Origin of the sequence: Luteimonas sp. MC1750, assembly GCF_016615955.1 — a bacterium.
Lineage (GTDB): Bacteria > Pseudomonadota > Gammaproteobacteria > Xanthomonadales > Xanthomonadaceae > Luteimonas.
Genome location: NZ_CP067113.1, coordinates 1,923,314 through 1,936,621 on the forward strand (window position 1 = coordinate 1,923,314; position 13,308 = coordinate 1,936,621).

At 70.1% G+C, this 13,308-nt stretch carries 14 protein-coding genes and 1 pseudogene; 8 read left to right on the forward strand and 7 right to left on the reverse strand.

Annotated features, from left to right (window positions below; genetic code table 11):
• The first annotated feature begins 71 nt into the window (after positions 1–71).
• Positions 72–1,124, forward strand: a complete 1,053-nt coding sequence (locus JGR68_RS08990; protein ID WP_199361781.1) for a beta-eliminating lyase-related protein — start codon at positions 72–74, stop codon at positions 1,122–1,124.
• Between the two features lie 320 nt (positions 1,125–1,444).
• On the opposite strand, the gene JGR68_RS08995 is transcribed toward JGR68_RS08990, so the two are convergent.
• Positions 1,445–1,699, reverse strand: coding sequence for a hypothetical protein (locus JGR68_RS08995; protein WP_199361780.1), 255 nt, complete (start codon positions 1,697–1,699; stop codon positions 1,445–1,447).
• Between the two features lie 299 nt (positions 1,700–1,998).
• Here JGR68_RS08995 and JGR68_RS09000 point away from each other — a divergent pair.
• Both JGR68_RS09000 and JGR68_RS09005 read left to right on the forward strand, forming a co-directional pair.
• Positions 1,999–2,964, forward strand: a pseudogene (locus JGR68_RS09000) (TerC family protein).
• A 32-nt stretch (positions 2,965–2,996) separates the two neighbouring features.
• Positions 2,997–3,653, forward strand: coding sequence for an NAD-dependent epimerase/dehydratase family protein (locus JGR68_RS09005; protein ID WP_234446475.1), 657 nt, complete (start codon positions 2,997–2,999; stop codon positions 3,651–3,653).
• On the opposite strand, the gene JGR68_RS09010 is transcribed toward JGR68_RS09005, so the two are convergent.
• The 3 genes from JGR68_RS09010 to JGR68_RS09020 form a co-directional block, all read right to left on the reverse strand.
• A complete protein-coding gene (locus JGR68_RS09010) occupies positions 3,634–4,305 on the reverse strand; it encodes a hypothetical protein (protein ID WP_199361779.1) in 672 nt (223 codons plus the stop codon). The genes JGR68_RS09005 and JGR68_RS09010 overlap by 20 nt on opposite strands.
• Positions 4,306–4,391: 86 nt before the next feature.
• Complete coding sequence (locus JGR68_RS09015) at positions 4,392–5,168, reverse strand: hypothetical protein (RefSeq protein WP_199361778.1); 777 nt, start codon at positions 5,166–5,168, stop codon at positions 4,392–4,394.
• Between the two features lie 73 nt (positions 5,169–5,241).
• Complete coding sequence (locus tag JGR68_RS09020) at positions 5,242–5,565, reverse strand: hypothetical protein (protein WP_199361777.1); 324 nt, start codon at positions 5,563–5,565, stop codon at positions 5,242–5,244.
• A gap of 261 nt (positions 5,566–5,826) precedes the next feature.
• Between JGR68_RS09020 and JGR68_RS09025 the strand changes: the two genes are divergently transcribed.
• Positions 5,827–6,909: a flavodoxin family protein gene (locus tag JGR68_RS09025; protein WP_199361776.1), complete on the forward strand. Its 1,083-nt coding sequence runs from the start codon at positions 5,827–5,829 to the stop codon at positions 6,907–6,909.
• A gap of 6 nt (positions 6,910–6,915) precedes the next feature.
• Here the strand turns inward: JGR68_RS09025 and JGR68_RS09030 are convergent, their stop codons facing one another.
• The gene (locus tag JGR68_RS09030; RefSeq protein WP_199361775.1) at positions 6,916–7,275 is read right to left on the reverse strand and encodes a hypothetical protein; all 360 of its coding nucleotides are present in this window, start codon (positions 7,273–7,275) and stop codon (positions 6,916–6,918) included.
• A gap of 21 nt (positions 7,276–7,296) precedes the next feature.
• Entirely contained in the window at positions 7,297–8,112 is an 816-nt protein-coding gene (locus tag JGR68_RS09035; protein ID WP_199361774.1) for a hypothetical protein, read from the reverse strand.
• A 228-nt stretch (positions 8,113–8,340) separates the two neighbouring features.
• Here JGR68_RS09035 and JGR68_RS09040 point away from each other — a divergent pair, with 228 nt between their 5' ends.
• Positions 8,341–8,748, forward strand: a complete 408-nt coding sequence (locus JGR68_RS09040; protein WP_199361773.1) for a hypothetical protein — start codon at positions 8,341–8,343, stop codon at positions 8,746–8,748.
• 91 nt (positions 8,749–8,839) lie between these two features.
• Here the strand turns inward: JGR68_RS09040 and JGR68_RS09045 are convergent, their stop codons facing one another.
• Positions 8,840–9,646: a MipA/OmpV family protein gene (locus tag JGR68_RS09045; protein ID WP_199361772.1), complete on the reverse strand. Its 807-nt coding sequence runs from the start codon at positions 9,644–9,646 to the stop codon at positions 8,840–8,842.
• A gap of 240 nt (positions 9,647–9,886) precedes the next feature.
• Between JGR68_RS09045 and JGR68_RS09050 the strand changes: the two genes are divergently transcribed.
• The 3 genes from JGR68_RS09050 (at position 9,887) to rlmF (ending at position 13,191) form a co-directional block, all read left to right on the forward strand.
• Positions 9,887–10,297, forward strand: coding sequence for an RcnB family protein (locus JGR68_RS09050; protein WP_199361771.1), 411 nt, complete (start codon positions 9,887–9,889; stop codon positions 10,295–10,297).
• 93 nt (positions 10,298–10,390) lie between these two features.
• Positions 10,391–12,247: a glycerophosphodiester phosphodiesterase family protein gene (locus tag JGR68_RS09055; protein ID WP_199361770.1), complete on the forward strand. Its 1,857-nt coding sequence runs from the start codon at positions 10,391–10,393 to the stop codon at positions 12,245–12,247.
• Between the two features lie 26 nt (positions 12,248–12,273).
• Entirely contained in the window at positions 12,274–13,191 is a 918-nt protein-coding gene (rlmF, locus tag JGR68_RS09060) for a 23S rRNA (adenine(1618)-N(6))-methyltransferase RlmF (RefSeq protein WP_199361769.1), read from the forward strand.
• Positions 13,192–13,308: the final 117 nt, after the last annotated feature.

A 13,308-nucleotide genomic window follows, 5' to 3' on the forward strand; every position in this document is an offset into this window, starting at 1 on the left:
TCGCTTCGCCGATGTTGTCCGGCCTGGGCATGCCGGCCGCAGCGAACGCCTCCGCGCCGGAGTCGAGGCGCGTGAACTTCGCCTCCGACGGTCTCGGGCTTGACCCCGCCGAGTACGCGGCGGTGCTGTCGCAGGTCGTGGCCGACGGCGACTTCCAGCCCGACAACTACTCGCAGGGCGGCATCATCCGTGCCCTGGAAACCAGGTTCGCGCGCCTGTTGGGCAAGGACGACGCGATCTACCTGCCGACCGGGACGCTGGCGAACCATCTGGCGGTGCGCAAGCTCGCCGGGAACGACCGCCGCGTGCTGGTGCAAGCGGAAAGCCACCTCTACAACGACAGCGGCGACTGCGCGCAGACCCTGAGCGGGCTGAATCTCGTGCCCCTGGCGGACGGCGCCAGCACGCCGTCGGTCGACGAGGTCGAGCGCTGGCTGCGGCGCTCGGACGGCGGCCGGGTCGAGACCCGCGTCGGCGTCATCGCCATCGAGTCACCGGTGCGGCGACGCCACCACGAGATGGTGGACTTCGACACGCTCGCGCGCATCAGCCGCCTCGCCCGCGAACGCGGCATCCGCCTGCACCTGGACGGCGCGCGGCTGTTCAACCTGCCGCTGCACTCCGGGCACGGCCTGCACGCGTATGGCGCGCTGTTCGACACGGTCTACGTCTCGCTGTGGAAACACTTCAACGCCGGATCCGGCGCGATCCTCGCCGGGGATGCCGGCTTCATCGAAGGCCTTTTCCACCAGCGCCGCATGTTCGGCGGCGCCCTGCCCCACGCCTGGCCCTCGGCCGCGGTCGCCCTGCGCTTCGTCGACGGCTACCTGGAGGACTACGCGAAGTCCTGGCAGGTGGCGGACCGCTTGGTCGCGCTGCTGCAGGATGACGGCCGGTTCTCGTTCGAGACGCTTCCAAACGGAACCAGCCGCTTCTTCATGACGGCGACAGGCGTGGACCCCGCTGCCCTGCGCGAACGCCTTGCCGCGCAGGACGTCGTCCTGTCGCATGGCCATCCGGATACCGGCAGGTTCGCGATGGAGGTCAACGCCACGCTGCTGCGTCTTCCCGCAGAGGTTCTGGCCGCAAGGTTCATCGAAGCAGCGAACGGCGCGGCGCGCTGATCCAGCGCCAATCGCAGCGCGTCCAGGCTCCCGCTGGCCGCCAGCGCGCCTCATGCCGGTTTCGCCGCCGATGACGTCACGGTCGAGCCGCTGGGCGACACCGCCTCGTTGATGCTCCGCTACCGTGGCCATCCCGGCGCGGGCAAGGCACCCGTCGTCTTCCTCGCCCACATGGATCGACCGCGAGCTGCGCACCACCTGCACGCCCACCCTGCTCAGCGCGGGACAGGCCGAGAACGTGCTGCCCACGCGCGCCGTGGCCACGGTGCAGCGCTGGACCGCACCCTCGCCGCCCGTGCCGCCGGCGCCAGTCGCGTGCCCTACATGGAAGCCGGCTCAACCGATGGCCTGCGTTTCCGCCGCGCGGGCACCGGCGCCGGGTGGCTGGCGATGAAGAAGCTGGCGAAGTGCATCCAGGCCGGGTCCAGCGCGAACTGGGCGCGGACGGATTCCCAGGTGGAGAGGTCCGGCGCGGGTGGAGTCTCGGCCTCGAGCGCGGCCAGCAGGCTGGTGGGCAGCAGGGCGGCGGAAAGCGCGGCGGGTGCCGCAAGCAACCTGCGTCGTGTGATCTGCATGGCCGATCTCCCGGGTCCGGCCCGCGGAGGGCCGATGCAGCGTGAACGCGCGGTGCAGCCCGGCACGGCCACGCGGGTTGCGCGCCGCGACCGGGTCACCGCACAATGCCCGCCGAAGGGGAGTAGCTCCCAACGTGCAGGCCGTCAGTTCGAGCAGCGATGCTCCGGTCCCACGGCAGCCCACTGGGCTGTGAGCAAGACCTTCGCCGCGATGGCGAAGGTGCGTCCCCGGATCTCCGAGCAAGGGTTCCGTGCCGCCTGCGTCCGCGGCCGTCCTCTCCCCTTGTCCGGACATCACGATGGAAACGATAGGCAATCCCTGGTTGTGGGCCGGTTTTTCCGGCCTGGTACTGATCGCGCTGATGGTCGACCTGGTGCTGATGCGCCATGGCGGCGCGCACAGGGTCACGTTCAAGGAGGCCGCCTGGTGGAGCCTGGGCTGGGTGGCCCTGGCGATGGCCTTCAATGCCGCCCTGTGGTGGTACATCGGCCAGAACGCCGGGCCCGACGAGGCCCGGCGCGTGGGCCTCGAGTTCCTCACCGGCTACCTGGTGGAGAAGGCGCTGGCGGTCGACAACATCTTCGTCTTCCTGATGCTGATGACCTACTTCGCCGTGCCCGAGGTGCAGCGCCAGCGCGTGCTGGTGATCGGCATCCTGCTGGCGATCGTGCTGCGCGCGATCCTGATCTTCGCCGGCGCGGCGCTGATCGCGAACTTCCACTGGATGCTCTACGTGTTCGGCGCGTTCCTGCTGCTGACCGGCGTGAAGATGTGGTTCGCCGCGGGCAAGGAACCCGACCTGGAAAAGAACCCGGTGCTGCGCTGACTCACCGCGCACGTCCCCTTCGTGCGCCGATACCACGGCAGCGCGCTGTGGCTGGGCAGCGGAAGCCGGCGCAAGTTCACCCCGCTGTTCATCGTGCTGGTGATGATCGGCATCACCGACGTGATTTTCGCGGTGGACTCGATCCCGGCGATCTTCGCCATCACCACCGACCCGTTCATCGTGCTGACATCGAACGTGTTCGCGGTGCTGGGCCTGCGCGCGATGTTCTTCCTGCTGGCCGGCATGGCCGAGCGCTTCCACCTGCTGCCCTACGGCCTGGCGGTGGTACTGGTGTTCATCGGCGCGAAGATGCTGCTGATCGACCTGTACAAGATCCCGGTGCTGTGGTCGCTGGCGGCCGTGGCCATGATCCTGGCCAGCACCGTCGTGCTGAGCCTGGCCCGCCCGCGGAAGGTTGCTCCCTCACCAGGGCGCTAGACTCGGCCACTCCCGATCCGATCGAGGTTCGCATGCGCATCCTGATGACCGGCGGCACCGGACTGGTGGGCCAGGGCGTGCTGGTGGAAACGCTGGCTGATCCGCGCGTATCCAACGTGGCGGTGCTGGGCCGCCACGCGCTGGCGCACGCCGATGCACGGGTGGAAGACGTGGTCGTGGACAGCTTCAACCACCTGGCATCCGTCGCCGACCGGCTCGCGCCCTGGGACGCCTGCTTCTACTGCGCAGGCGCACCGCCGGTGGGGACGCCCGAAGCACGCTACCGGCACGTCACGCTCGCGCTCACCCTGCAGGTGGCGCGCGCCTTCGCGACGCGCAATCCGCAGGGGCGCTTCCTCTACGTCTCCGGCGCCAAGGCCGACCCGGACAGCGCGTTCATGCCGCTGCGGATCAAGGGCGAGACCGAAGCCGCCCTGCAGGCGCTGCCGATCACCACGGTGATGCTGCGTCCCGGCGGCATCCAGCCCGCGCACGGCGAGCGCAGCCCGCACGCCTGGATGCGCCCGTTCTACGCCCTCGCGGCCCCTGTCATGGGACTGGGCGTGCGCGCGATGCCGGGGCTGATGACGAGCACCGCGCATCTTGGCCGCGCGATGCTGGCGCTGGCGGCCATGCCGCAGCCGCCCGCGGTGGTGGAGAACGAGGCGATCAATCGACTCGCTCGTTGACCAGCGCGCACCGGATTCCGTCGATCCTGGCCTGGACTTCCAGCGAATCACCTACGGGAAGCCGCCGCCCGGCTTCCTCGATGAGCGGACCGGCATACATGTCGAACGTCGAAAGCGCGTCCGTCCCGTCGAGCGACGCGTCGGAGATGATCCCCGTCATGTCGGACAGGCGGTCGACCCGCCGATCGATGTCAGCGCGTCGATACGTGGTCGAGACGACGTCCGAGCGCAGCAGGCCACCCATCTCGCGCATCAGGACAAGGGTCGCTTCGGAGGTCGCCCTCGGCGCCGTGTCGAACTGGCAGAGCGTGCCGAAGATCGTGCCGTCTCCTTCCAGCAGCGACACGCTGCAGTACGCGCGGACGATATCCCGGTACGCGTGGGTTGTGAGCCTCGGGTCGGACGACGCATCCTCGATCACCAGCGCGGCCAGGGATTCGACCTGGTGGCAATACGTCTCATCGAGCGGAATGTCGGCCGTGAACGGCGTCGAGGGCTCGTTGTCACGGTCCACCAGCATGAAGTTCTCGGCATGCGTGGCGCCGAGCCGGTAGATCGCGGTGAAGCGGTATCCGGACTGGATATTGAGAAGTTCGAGCGCCCCCCGGAGGTGGCCTTCCATGACCAGCCGGCGCAGCTGGTCGGCATACATCGTTGACTCATCCATCACGCAGCCTAACACCTGGCCAACCGTCTCCAGATGTCAGCGGGCGGCAGGAAGCACCCCGCGCCGCCGCGCTACGGTCCGCACTGCCACCAGCCGCTCCACGTGCGCTCCGCGCCATCGGCGCGCAGATAGGTCAGCACCGCGGGACGGGCCGGCGATTCACCGCCTCCGGTCGCGGCGCCGGTGAGCGCGATGTCGATGGTCTTGCCGGACCCGGAGAAGCGCGTGCCGTGCAGCATCGCGTCGAAGCCGCCCGGCACCGCCACGGTTTCCACATGGTCCCCCACCTTCACCACGCCGCGTGCCGGGTTGCTGGACGCCACATCGCCCTTGGCCAGCAGCAGCGGCGCTTCCCCCGCTTCACCTGCGGAGAAGCTGCAGGCGAGTTCCCCGGCCAGTGCGGCCCCGTCGATCTCCATCGCCGACAGCGGAACCAGGACGATGCCGGACCCGTCGCCGCCGCGGGTGGCCCCGCCGCCCTCGCCAAGCGGCACCAGGCGGTGCGCGGTGTCGCTGCAGACCGTCAGCGCATCCGCACCCTCGGCCGCACCCACCGCCTGCACCCGCATGCCCACGGCCAGCGCCTGCACGTCCACCGGCGCGGCCTTGCAGAGGTTCCAGCGCGCCGGCAACTGCACGGACACGCGGCCGCGGCCCGCCACCTCGACCTGGACCACAGCGTGGCCGTCGTACATCCATGGCTGTGTGTCGATGGACGCCACGGCGCCCTCGATGGCCACAGCGCCGCCAGGCGCGGACGGCACTTCGCGCGGCGTGGCGCAGGACGCGGTGGCCAGCGCGACAGCCAGCGCCACGGTGGACGGAAGAATGGATCGGGGGACGCGCATGGCCTGCTCCACGGTAACGGTCAAGGCGTGGAGCCTATCCGGCACGCGTTGGCCCACGGTGATGGTTGACGGGTCAGTACCCGAACCTGGCGCGGATCTCGGCACGGTCGCGGCGTCCCAGCTCGTGGGCGGTTTCGCGCAGCCAACGGTCGGCGCTCGGCTTGCCGTCGTCGCGCACGCGGCGCTCGTACTCCGGCCGCAGCTCGCGCTTGCGCTGCTCGACCATGCGCCGCAGCTCGGCCTTGATCGCGGCCTCGTCGACGGCCTGCGACGTGTTCGCGGCGCCCGCCTGCGGCTTCACCGCTTGCGCCGCTAGGGCGGGCGCGGTGCCACAGGCGACCATCAGCAGCAGGCCTGCGACCCACCCGCGCGACCCGGCGAAGTCCGAACGATCCATGGCACGCCTCGCAATGATTCGACGGCGTGGACGATAGCAAGCGGCGCGTTGACGGCCAGAGAGCCCGACCGGGTCCACGACGGTGAATCAGCGCTTGCACAGGCTGCCGGGATCGAAGGGGAACCGGGTCCGGGTGCCGAAGGGATCGTAAGAGGTGCAGATGGAGGGCTTTCCGGACGAGTCGCTCGAGGACCGGCACCGGCGGCATGGTCTACTGAAGGCCACGCGCCAGCCCCGATGCGTCCCGAAGGCCGACCCTCCATGTCACGCGAACCCACTCCCACGCCGCGCACCGGGCGACCGGACCCCAAGCTCACGCGCGAAGAGTTCGAGCGGCGCTACCGCATCCCGTTCGTGGACCCCGCCTTCGACGCCCACCGCGACGCCATCGACCAGCTCGCGGCAGTGGCCTGGGAGGCGTACGACGAGGGACGCAAGGCGCCCCACACGCGTCCCGCGGGCCCCGGCTTCCACGATCCGACATACGACCTGTCGGACGAATGGCGGGACGCCCGTGACGCCATCCACGCCGCCGAAGCCCGCCAGCGCGACCCTGCAACGCCCGACCGCATCCTGCTGGTCTGCGCCTCGCCGCGCAGCGAACACACCTGCCCGGGCGAGATGTCCAAGACCTGGCGCCTGATGGAGGCCGCGCGCGATGCCGCGACCCGCGCAGGCGCCGAGTGCGACGTCCTCGAGCTCGATCGCCTCGCGTCCGAGTACGGTCGCATCATCCATCCCTGCAAGGCCTGCGTCTCGACCGCCATGCCGCTGTGCCACTGGCCCTGCTCCTGCTACCCCAACCACGGGCTGGGCCAGCACCACGACTGGATGAACGCCATCTACCCGCGCTGGGCCGAGGCCCACGGCGTGATGATCGTGACGCCGGTGCACTGGAACCAGGCCACCTCGCCGCTCAAGCTGATGATGGACCGGTTGGTCTGCGCCGACGGCGGCAATTCCGATCCCACGTCCACCGCTGGCAAGGATCCCGAGCGCGCCAAGCGCATCGAGCTCGATGGCTGGGACTATCCGCAGCACCTGGCGGCGCGTGCGTTCGCCCTGCTGGTGCATGGCGACAGCGAGGGCACGCAGCAGGTGCGCCACGCGCTGGCCGACTGGCTGCGCGGCATGGGCCTGGTGGACGCGGGCGCGCTGTCGCAGGTGGACCGCTATATCGGCTACTACGCGCCCTATGCGACCAGCCACGCTGCGCTCGACGACGACGAGGCCATGTTCGAGGAAAGTCGGAACGCCGCGCGCGCACTGGTCGAGCGCATCCGCCAGCTGCGCACGGGCCAGCGCGAGGCAGGCGATGGACTGGAGCAGCCGCGGCAGAAGTAGCGCCTCCTACTCCCGGAACAGCGGCTCGAGGCTGGCCGACGAGAGCGGCACGAAGACATGGCTGCGCGCGCCGTAGCGCAGCGTGATTTCGTAGCGGTCGGGATGTTGCCAGAGCGCATCGTCGATCGCCGCCTTCCCGCCGGTTTCGCGATTCGCCACCGACACCTGCAGCGCAGGGGCGCCGGCCTCTTCGTTGCGGCGCAGGAACGCGGCGATCCCGGCGCGCTGGGCTCCGGCATCGGACGCGTCGCGCACCCGCTCCCAGGCAGCGTCGAACTCATGTTCAGTGGCCATGGCACCTCCCCCAACCTGACTGCCGCAGGCTAGCAGCAGCGCCAGCGAGCATGCCACTGCAATGGATTTCATGGGACGGTTCCCGGGCCCGGATCAGCTGTTGTTCTCCACCCAATCCTCGACAAGGTCAAGGTGGCGCTCGCGCACCTCCATGCCGGAATTCATGATGCTGTCCTTGTCGGACTGGTTGGGATGGCCGTCGTGGTACTCGTCGGGCAGGCCGATCATGTGGCCGAACTCGTGGGCCGTCCCGACCTGGGGCATGCTGGCGCCCTTGGACACGGCCCGATTGTCCTCGCTGTCCAGGTGGGAAATGTTGCCCGGGCCGACCGAGCTGCGGTGGAAGTCGCCGTCCGGGATGCGCAGGACGTTGATGTTGTAGTTCTCGCTCGGATCCATCAGGTCGCGCACACGGCCGAAGAATCCGCTCTCCTGCTCGCTGACGTCGAGCCGGATATCCAGCGTCACCTCCTTGCCATCGTCGGTGGTGAAGCCATGCCCGTCCCAGGCGCTTTCCACCTCGTGCACGTAGTCGTCCATGAAGGCCTGCTTTTCCTCCGGCGTCCAGGCGAGCCCGTCGGCGCCGTCCTCGAAGTTGAACTCGATCTTCATGTGCAGCTCGAGCGTGTAGGTGCCGTCCGCTTCGCGGTAGAGCCGCAGTTCGTACGCGTCCCGGTGCCCGCCGACATCGACGCTGTCTTCCGTCGCCAGCAGCTCGCGTCCGCCTGGCGCGCTGGCCTTGGCGCCGGATGCAGCGGCTTCCCCCGCCGTACGCACCGCCTCGAGCATCCGGCCCACCCCATCGGCGACCGGCGCCCGCTGCAGGGAGGTGGACATCGCGTCAGGGAGCCAGCTGGCCGCTTCGAGCGCGACGGTGGACATGCGTGCGGCGGAATCGATCAGCGTCATGGCGGCAAACCCGTGGCTGGGGGATGCGTCGACGCTAGGCGCTCGACTTTGGGCGGACAACCCCGGGGAAGCCCGAGGTCGGCATCGCGATCAACCTCCTGAAGGAATCCCTGCAGAGCAACTTTGGACTGACCGACGAGGATGTTTACGAACATGACGCCATTTCACGCAAGACACCCGGGGAAGGTGCCGGCCTCTACGCGCCTGCCCCACCTGGCCTGGGCCCTGATGCTGCCGCTGCTGGGCGCGTGCCAGTCGCAGGTCCGCAGCGGTAGCGCCCCTCCCTCAGCCGTCACCGTGCTTGAGATTGCGCAGGCCCATTACCAGCCAGCAGGCGGCGCCGGCGGCTCCGATGCTGAAGCGGCCGCATGCCGTGCCTGGTCGCTCGACGCGCAGCAGGCGGAAGCCTTCTTTGGCATCAGTGAGCAACTTCCGGAAGGCGGGCTGCATGACTTTTCCTGGTTGCCCTGCTCGATCAAGGGCCGCCTGCAGGCCGAAGGCCGGGAGTGGGCCTTCGAGATCAACGCGGCGGGCACGAGCACTTGGCGTTCCCGCGAAGAAGTCCGTCTGCTGGGGTGCTCCCGCAGCACGTGCGAGCCATTCGTGATCCTCATGCCTGAGCGGTCGGTCGAATAGGCAGACCTGGCCCACAGCCTGACAGCGGCCGGTACCTGCAGCCGCGGATCGACTTCACCGAGCGAGAGTCGGCGGGCGCGGCCTCATCGCCTCATCGCCCCTGCTTCACCCACCACGGCCGGAATCCGCGCGACACGCCGACGAACATCGACAGCGTGCCGTCGGTCCCGGGCTCGACGAAGGGGCTGTTGCCGATGGCCGAGGGCAGGTGGCTGTAGCGCAGCGAGCCGACCAGCGACCAGGCCTGGCCCAGCGGCCGGAAGAACGAGACGCCCGCGTGCGGCACCGTCACCGCGCCGGGCGAGTAGCCCGGCACGCCGCGGGCGACTTCCTCGCGCAGGGGCGCGTAGTAGTAGCCGGCCATGTCGGAGGACCACCACGTGGCTCCCACGATCGGCGTCAACAGGGTGCGTCCTGCGCGGATCGGATAGCCGTACTGCAGCGATACCTCCTGCCCATCGCTGCGTCCGGAGGCGTCCGCCAGCAGCTCGAGCTGCAGCTCGCCTGCGTCGCCACTCCACTCCATGCCAAGCCCGAGGTCCAGGCCCTTGTCACGGTCCTCGAGCAAGGCCGCGTCCACGCCATTGCCGGCAAGCGCCGCGCGGTCGAGATCGTCCACGTCGAAGCCATCCAGGCGCGCCTTGCCCAGCACGGCGAGCTCGAAGCCATCGGTGTCGACCAGCCGCCAGCCGGCGGTAATGCCGCGGAAGTAGAAGCGCTCGCCCTCGTAGGACAGCAGCGGCACCGGGAGCACCCGCGTGCCCTCGCCGGCATAGGGACTGTCGGTCACCACGGCCGCTACCCCGATGCCCCAGGGCGATCGTTGCCCATCAGCACGGGTGTCGCGCCCGCCCTCTTCCTGCGCGAAGGCGGTGGACGACAGGCAGAGCAGCAGCATCGGAGCGAGTCTCGTGAGCGTCATGGGCTGATCGCAGGAGGAGGCGGTGGGCAACGATAGCGCAGCGTGGCCTTCCGCCATGACACCGGGCTCACGGTTGCGGGCGCAACCCGATGGGCTCGGCCATCGGACACACAAGGCGCCATGAAGACCGGGTGCCAGGTGAGGCCCGTCCGCCGTACATTCACGTTGCGTCAGACAGGATGGGCTCCATTCCGCCAAACCCATGAGGTCGCTGCCATGAAACGCCTCCTGCTCGCCGCCGCGCTCGCCACCGTTGCCGTTTCCGCCGCCGGCACGGCCGAAGCGCGGGACAACCACCGCCATGACCGCCACGACCACAAGGCCGAACGCGACTACTGGAAGGACCGCCAGAAGGCCGAGCGGCGCGCGCGCAAGGACTACGAGAAGGCGGAGCGCGACTACCGGAAGGCCGTCCGCGAGGACGAGAAGGCCTACCGCCGCTGGGCGCGTGGCCAGCACCTCCCGGTCGAGTACCGCCAGCCGCGCTACTACGTGCACGATTACCGCAGCCACGGCTGGGACGCGCCGCCGGCCGGCTACACCTATGTACGCCCTGACCCGCAGGACGACACCTACTACCTGATCGAACTCGCGTCCGGACTCGTGTCCCGCATCCTGGGCGACTGACGGGCCTTGAGCCCCCTGTGGGCTCACCCCTTTCTTTCCGCATAGGAATGGGGCGGCTGCGGCGCGGGCAACACCCCGTGCAACACTTTCCGCATGCCCGCCCCGGCCCCACCCGCTGCGCCCGCCCCCGGCACCGATGACCGCGCGCTCCTGCGCGGCATCCTGGTGCACGACATCCGGCGCGACCTGCGCCGCCACCTGCGCCCGATGCTGGCCTGGTACCTGCTGTTCACCGTCTTCGCCACGGTGGCCGCGGCACCGCTGACCACGTGGTCGCTGGCGGCGCTGCTGCACTGGATCGAACGCCCCTTCGCCGGCGACCTCGATGGCGTGCTCGACAACCTGTTGGCCCTGGCCTGGCTCATGCTGGCCGGCGCGCTGTCCTGGTACGTGGTCATGCTGCAGCAGGCCGGCATGCTGCTGGTCTCCGCCAGCCATGGCTGCCGCTACCGCACGGCCGCGGCGGCGCTCCTGGGCATGCTGCGTCGCGCCGTGCCGCTGGCGGCGCTGGCCGCCCTGCAGATGGCCGCACACGCCGTGCTGGCGCTGCCGTGGCTCGCGGTCGGCGCCGCGCTCTACTGGCTGCTGCTGCGCGGCTACGACCCCACCTTCGTGCTGGTGGCGCGGCCCGCCGCACTCTGGTGGTTCCTGGGCGGCTTCCTGCCCGTGCTGGCGATCGGCGTGCTGCTGCACGCCACGCTGTATTTCCGATGGCTGCTCGCAACGCCCGCGCTGGTGCTGGAAGGCCACTCGCCGCTTGGCGCGCTGCGCCGCAGCCGCACGCTGACCCGGGGCCGGCACCTGCGCATCGCCACGCTGGTGGCCGGCGTCGCACTCACGGTCGCGGCCCTGCCGCTGGCCGTGACCTGGCTCTACCAGCAGGGCGCGACCCCGCTGCTGGACTGGCTTCCCGAACACCGCCTGCTGCTGAGCCTCGGGATGGTGGCCTACCTCACGCTCAACGCGGCGACGGTGCTGGGCGCGCTGCTGCTGGGCACCACCTTGAACACCCTGCTGGTGCGCGCCCTGTTCCACCGCCTGGGCGGCGCGCGCGGGGCCCGGGCCGTGGACGCCACGCCGCACCATCCGGGACGACTGGTCTGGGGTGCGGAAGCCGCGTTCCTGGCGGTCGCGCTGGTGCAGGCCAGCCTCGCCGTGGGCAGCATGAACCTGCGCCGCGAGGTCACCGTCACCGCGCACCGCGGCGCCGCGCTGATGGCACCGGAGAACACCCTGGCTTCGTTCCAGGCGGCGATCGACGCCGGCGCCGATGCGATCGAGTTCGACGTCCGGCTGAGCGCCGACGGTGCCGTGGTCGTGTTCCACGACAGCGATTTCCGCCGGGTCGCCAACGACCCGCGCCCGGTGGCGCAGACGCCGCTGTCGGCCATGCGCGACATCGACATCGGCGGCTGGTTCGATCCACGCTTCTCGGGCGAGCGCATCCAGACGCTGTCCGAGGCGCTGGCCTTCATCGACCGCCGCGCGCTGGCGCTGGTCGAGCTCAAGCCCGACGCGGACAACGCCGACGCCCTCCTCGCCGCCACCCTGCGCGAGATCCGGCGCAGCGGCCACCAGGATGCCGTCGTGCTGGCCTCGCTCTCCCCCGAGCTCGTCCGCGCCGCGCGCGCCAAAGCGCCCGGCGCGCGACTGGCCCTGTTCGCCAACGCCGCCCTGCCCGGCACTGCGCGCCGCACCGACTTCGACCTGCTCGGCCTCAACCACCTGCAGGTGGATGCCGGCGCGGTCGCGGATGCGCGCCGCCGCGGCTACCGGCTGCAGGCGTGGACGGTCAACGACCCGGTGCGCATGGCGCGCTACATGGACCTGGGCGTGGACGACATCAGCACCGACGTGCCGGAGCTCGCGGTGCGGCTGCGTGCCGAACGGGCCGCGCTGACCGACGTCGAGCTGCTGCTGGTGCGCCTGCACAGCTGGTTCCGGCATTGAAGAAAGCGGCAAGCGAAAATAACCCCATGAAGCCATCCCAACCCAGACTGCACCCGCGCAACCGCCACCAGGGCCGCTACGACTTCGTGCGCCTGGTGCAGGCGTGCCCCGCCCTGGCGCCGCACCTCGTGACCACGCCGCGCGGCGACACCAGCATCGACTTCGCCGACCCCGCCGCCGTGCGCGAGCTCAACCGCGCCCTCCTGCGCAGCGACTACGGCATCGCCCACTGGGACCTGCCCGACGGCGCGCTGTGCCCGCCCATCCCCGGCCGTGCCGACTACCTGCATGGCCTGGCCGACCTGCTGGCCGACAGCGGGGACGGCGCGGTGCCGCGTGGCGCGGCGGTCCGCGTTCTCGACATCGGCGTTGGCGCAAGCTGCATCTATCCGCTGCTGGGACACGCCGAGTACGGCTGGCGGTTCGTGGGCACGGACATCGATGCGACCTCGCTGCAGGTCGCCGCCGCCATCGTGCGGGCGAACCGCTTGGACAAGGTGATCGCGCTGCGTCGGCAGCCGCGGCGCGACAGCATCTTCCGCGGCGTGATCGGCCCGGACGATCGCTTCGAACTCGCTATGTGCAATCCGCCGTTTCACGCTTCGGCCAGCGAAGCCGCGAAGGCCAACCAGCGCAAGCGTCGCCAGCTCGGTGCGCCGACCCGACCCGACCAGCGCCGCGCGTCGCCCCCATCGCTCAACTTCGGCGGCCATGACCACGAACTGTGGTGCGAGGGTGGCGAGGCGGCGTTCCTGCGCCGGATGATCGATGAAAGCCAGGGCTTTGGTGGGCAGGTCCGCTGGTTCAGCAGCCTGGTCGCCCGATCGGAGCACCTCGCGCCGCTTCGCAGCCGACTGGCGCGATGCGGGGCCACGGAGGTCCGGGTGGTGCCGATGGCGCAGGGTGCGAAGCAGAGCCGGTTCCTGGCATGGACCTTCCTTTAGCGCAAACTACCACCGGCTGCGCTTCATCCGCGCGGGCATGGCACCCTCCGGAAGCTTGCGCGTGGCGACGGCAACGATTGCCGCCGCGGAAAGCAGGGTGCAGGTCACGAGCCTCGT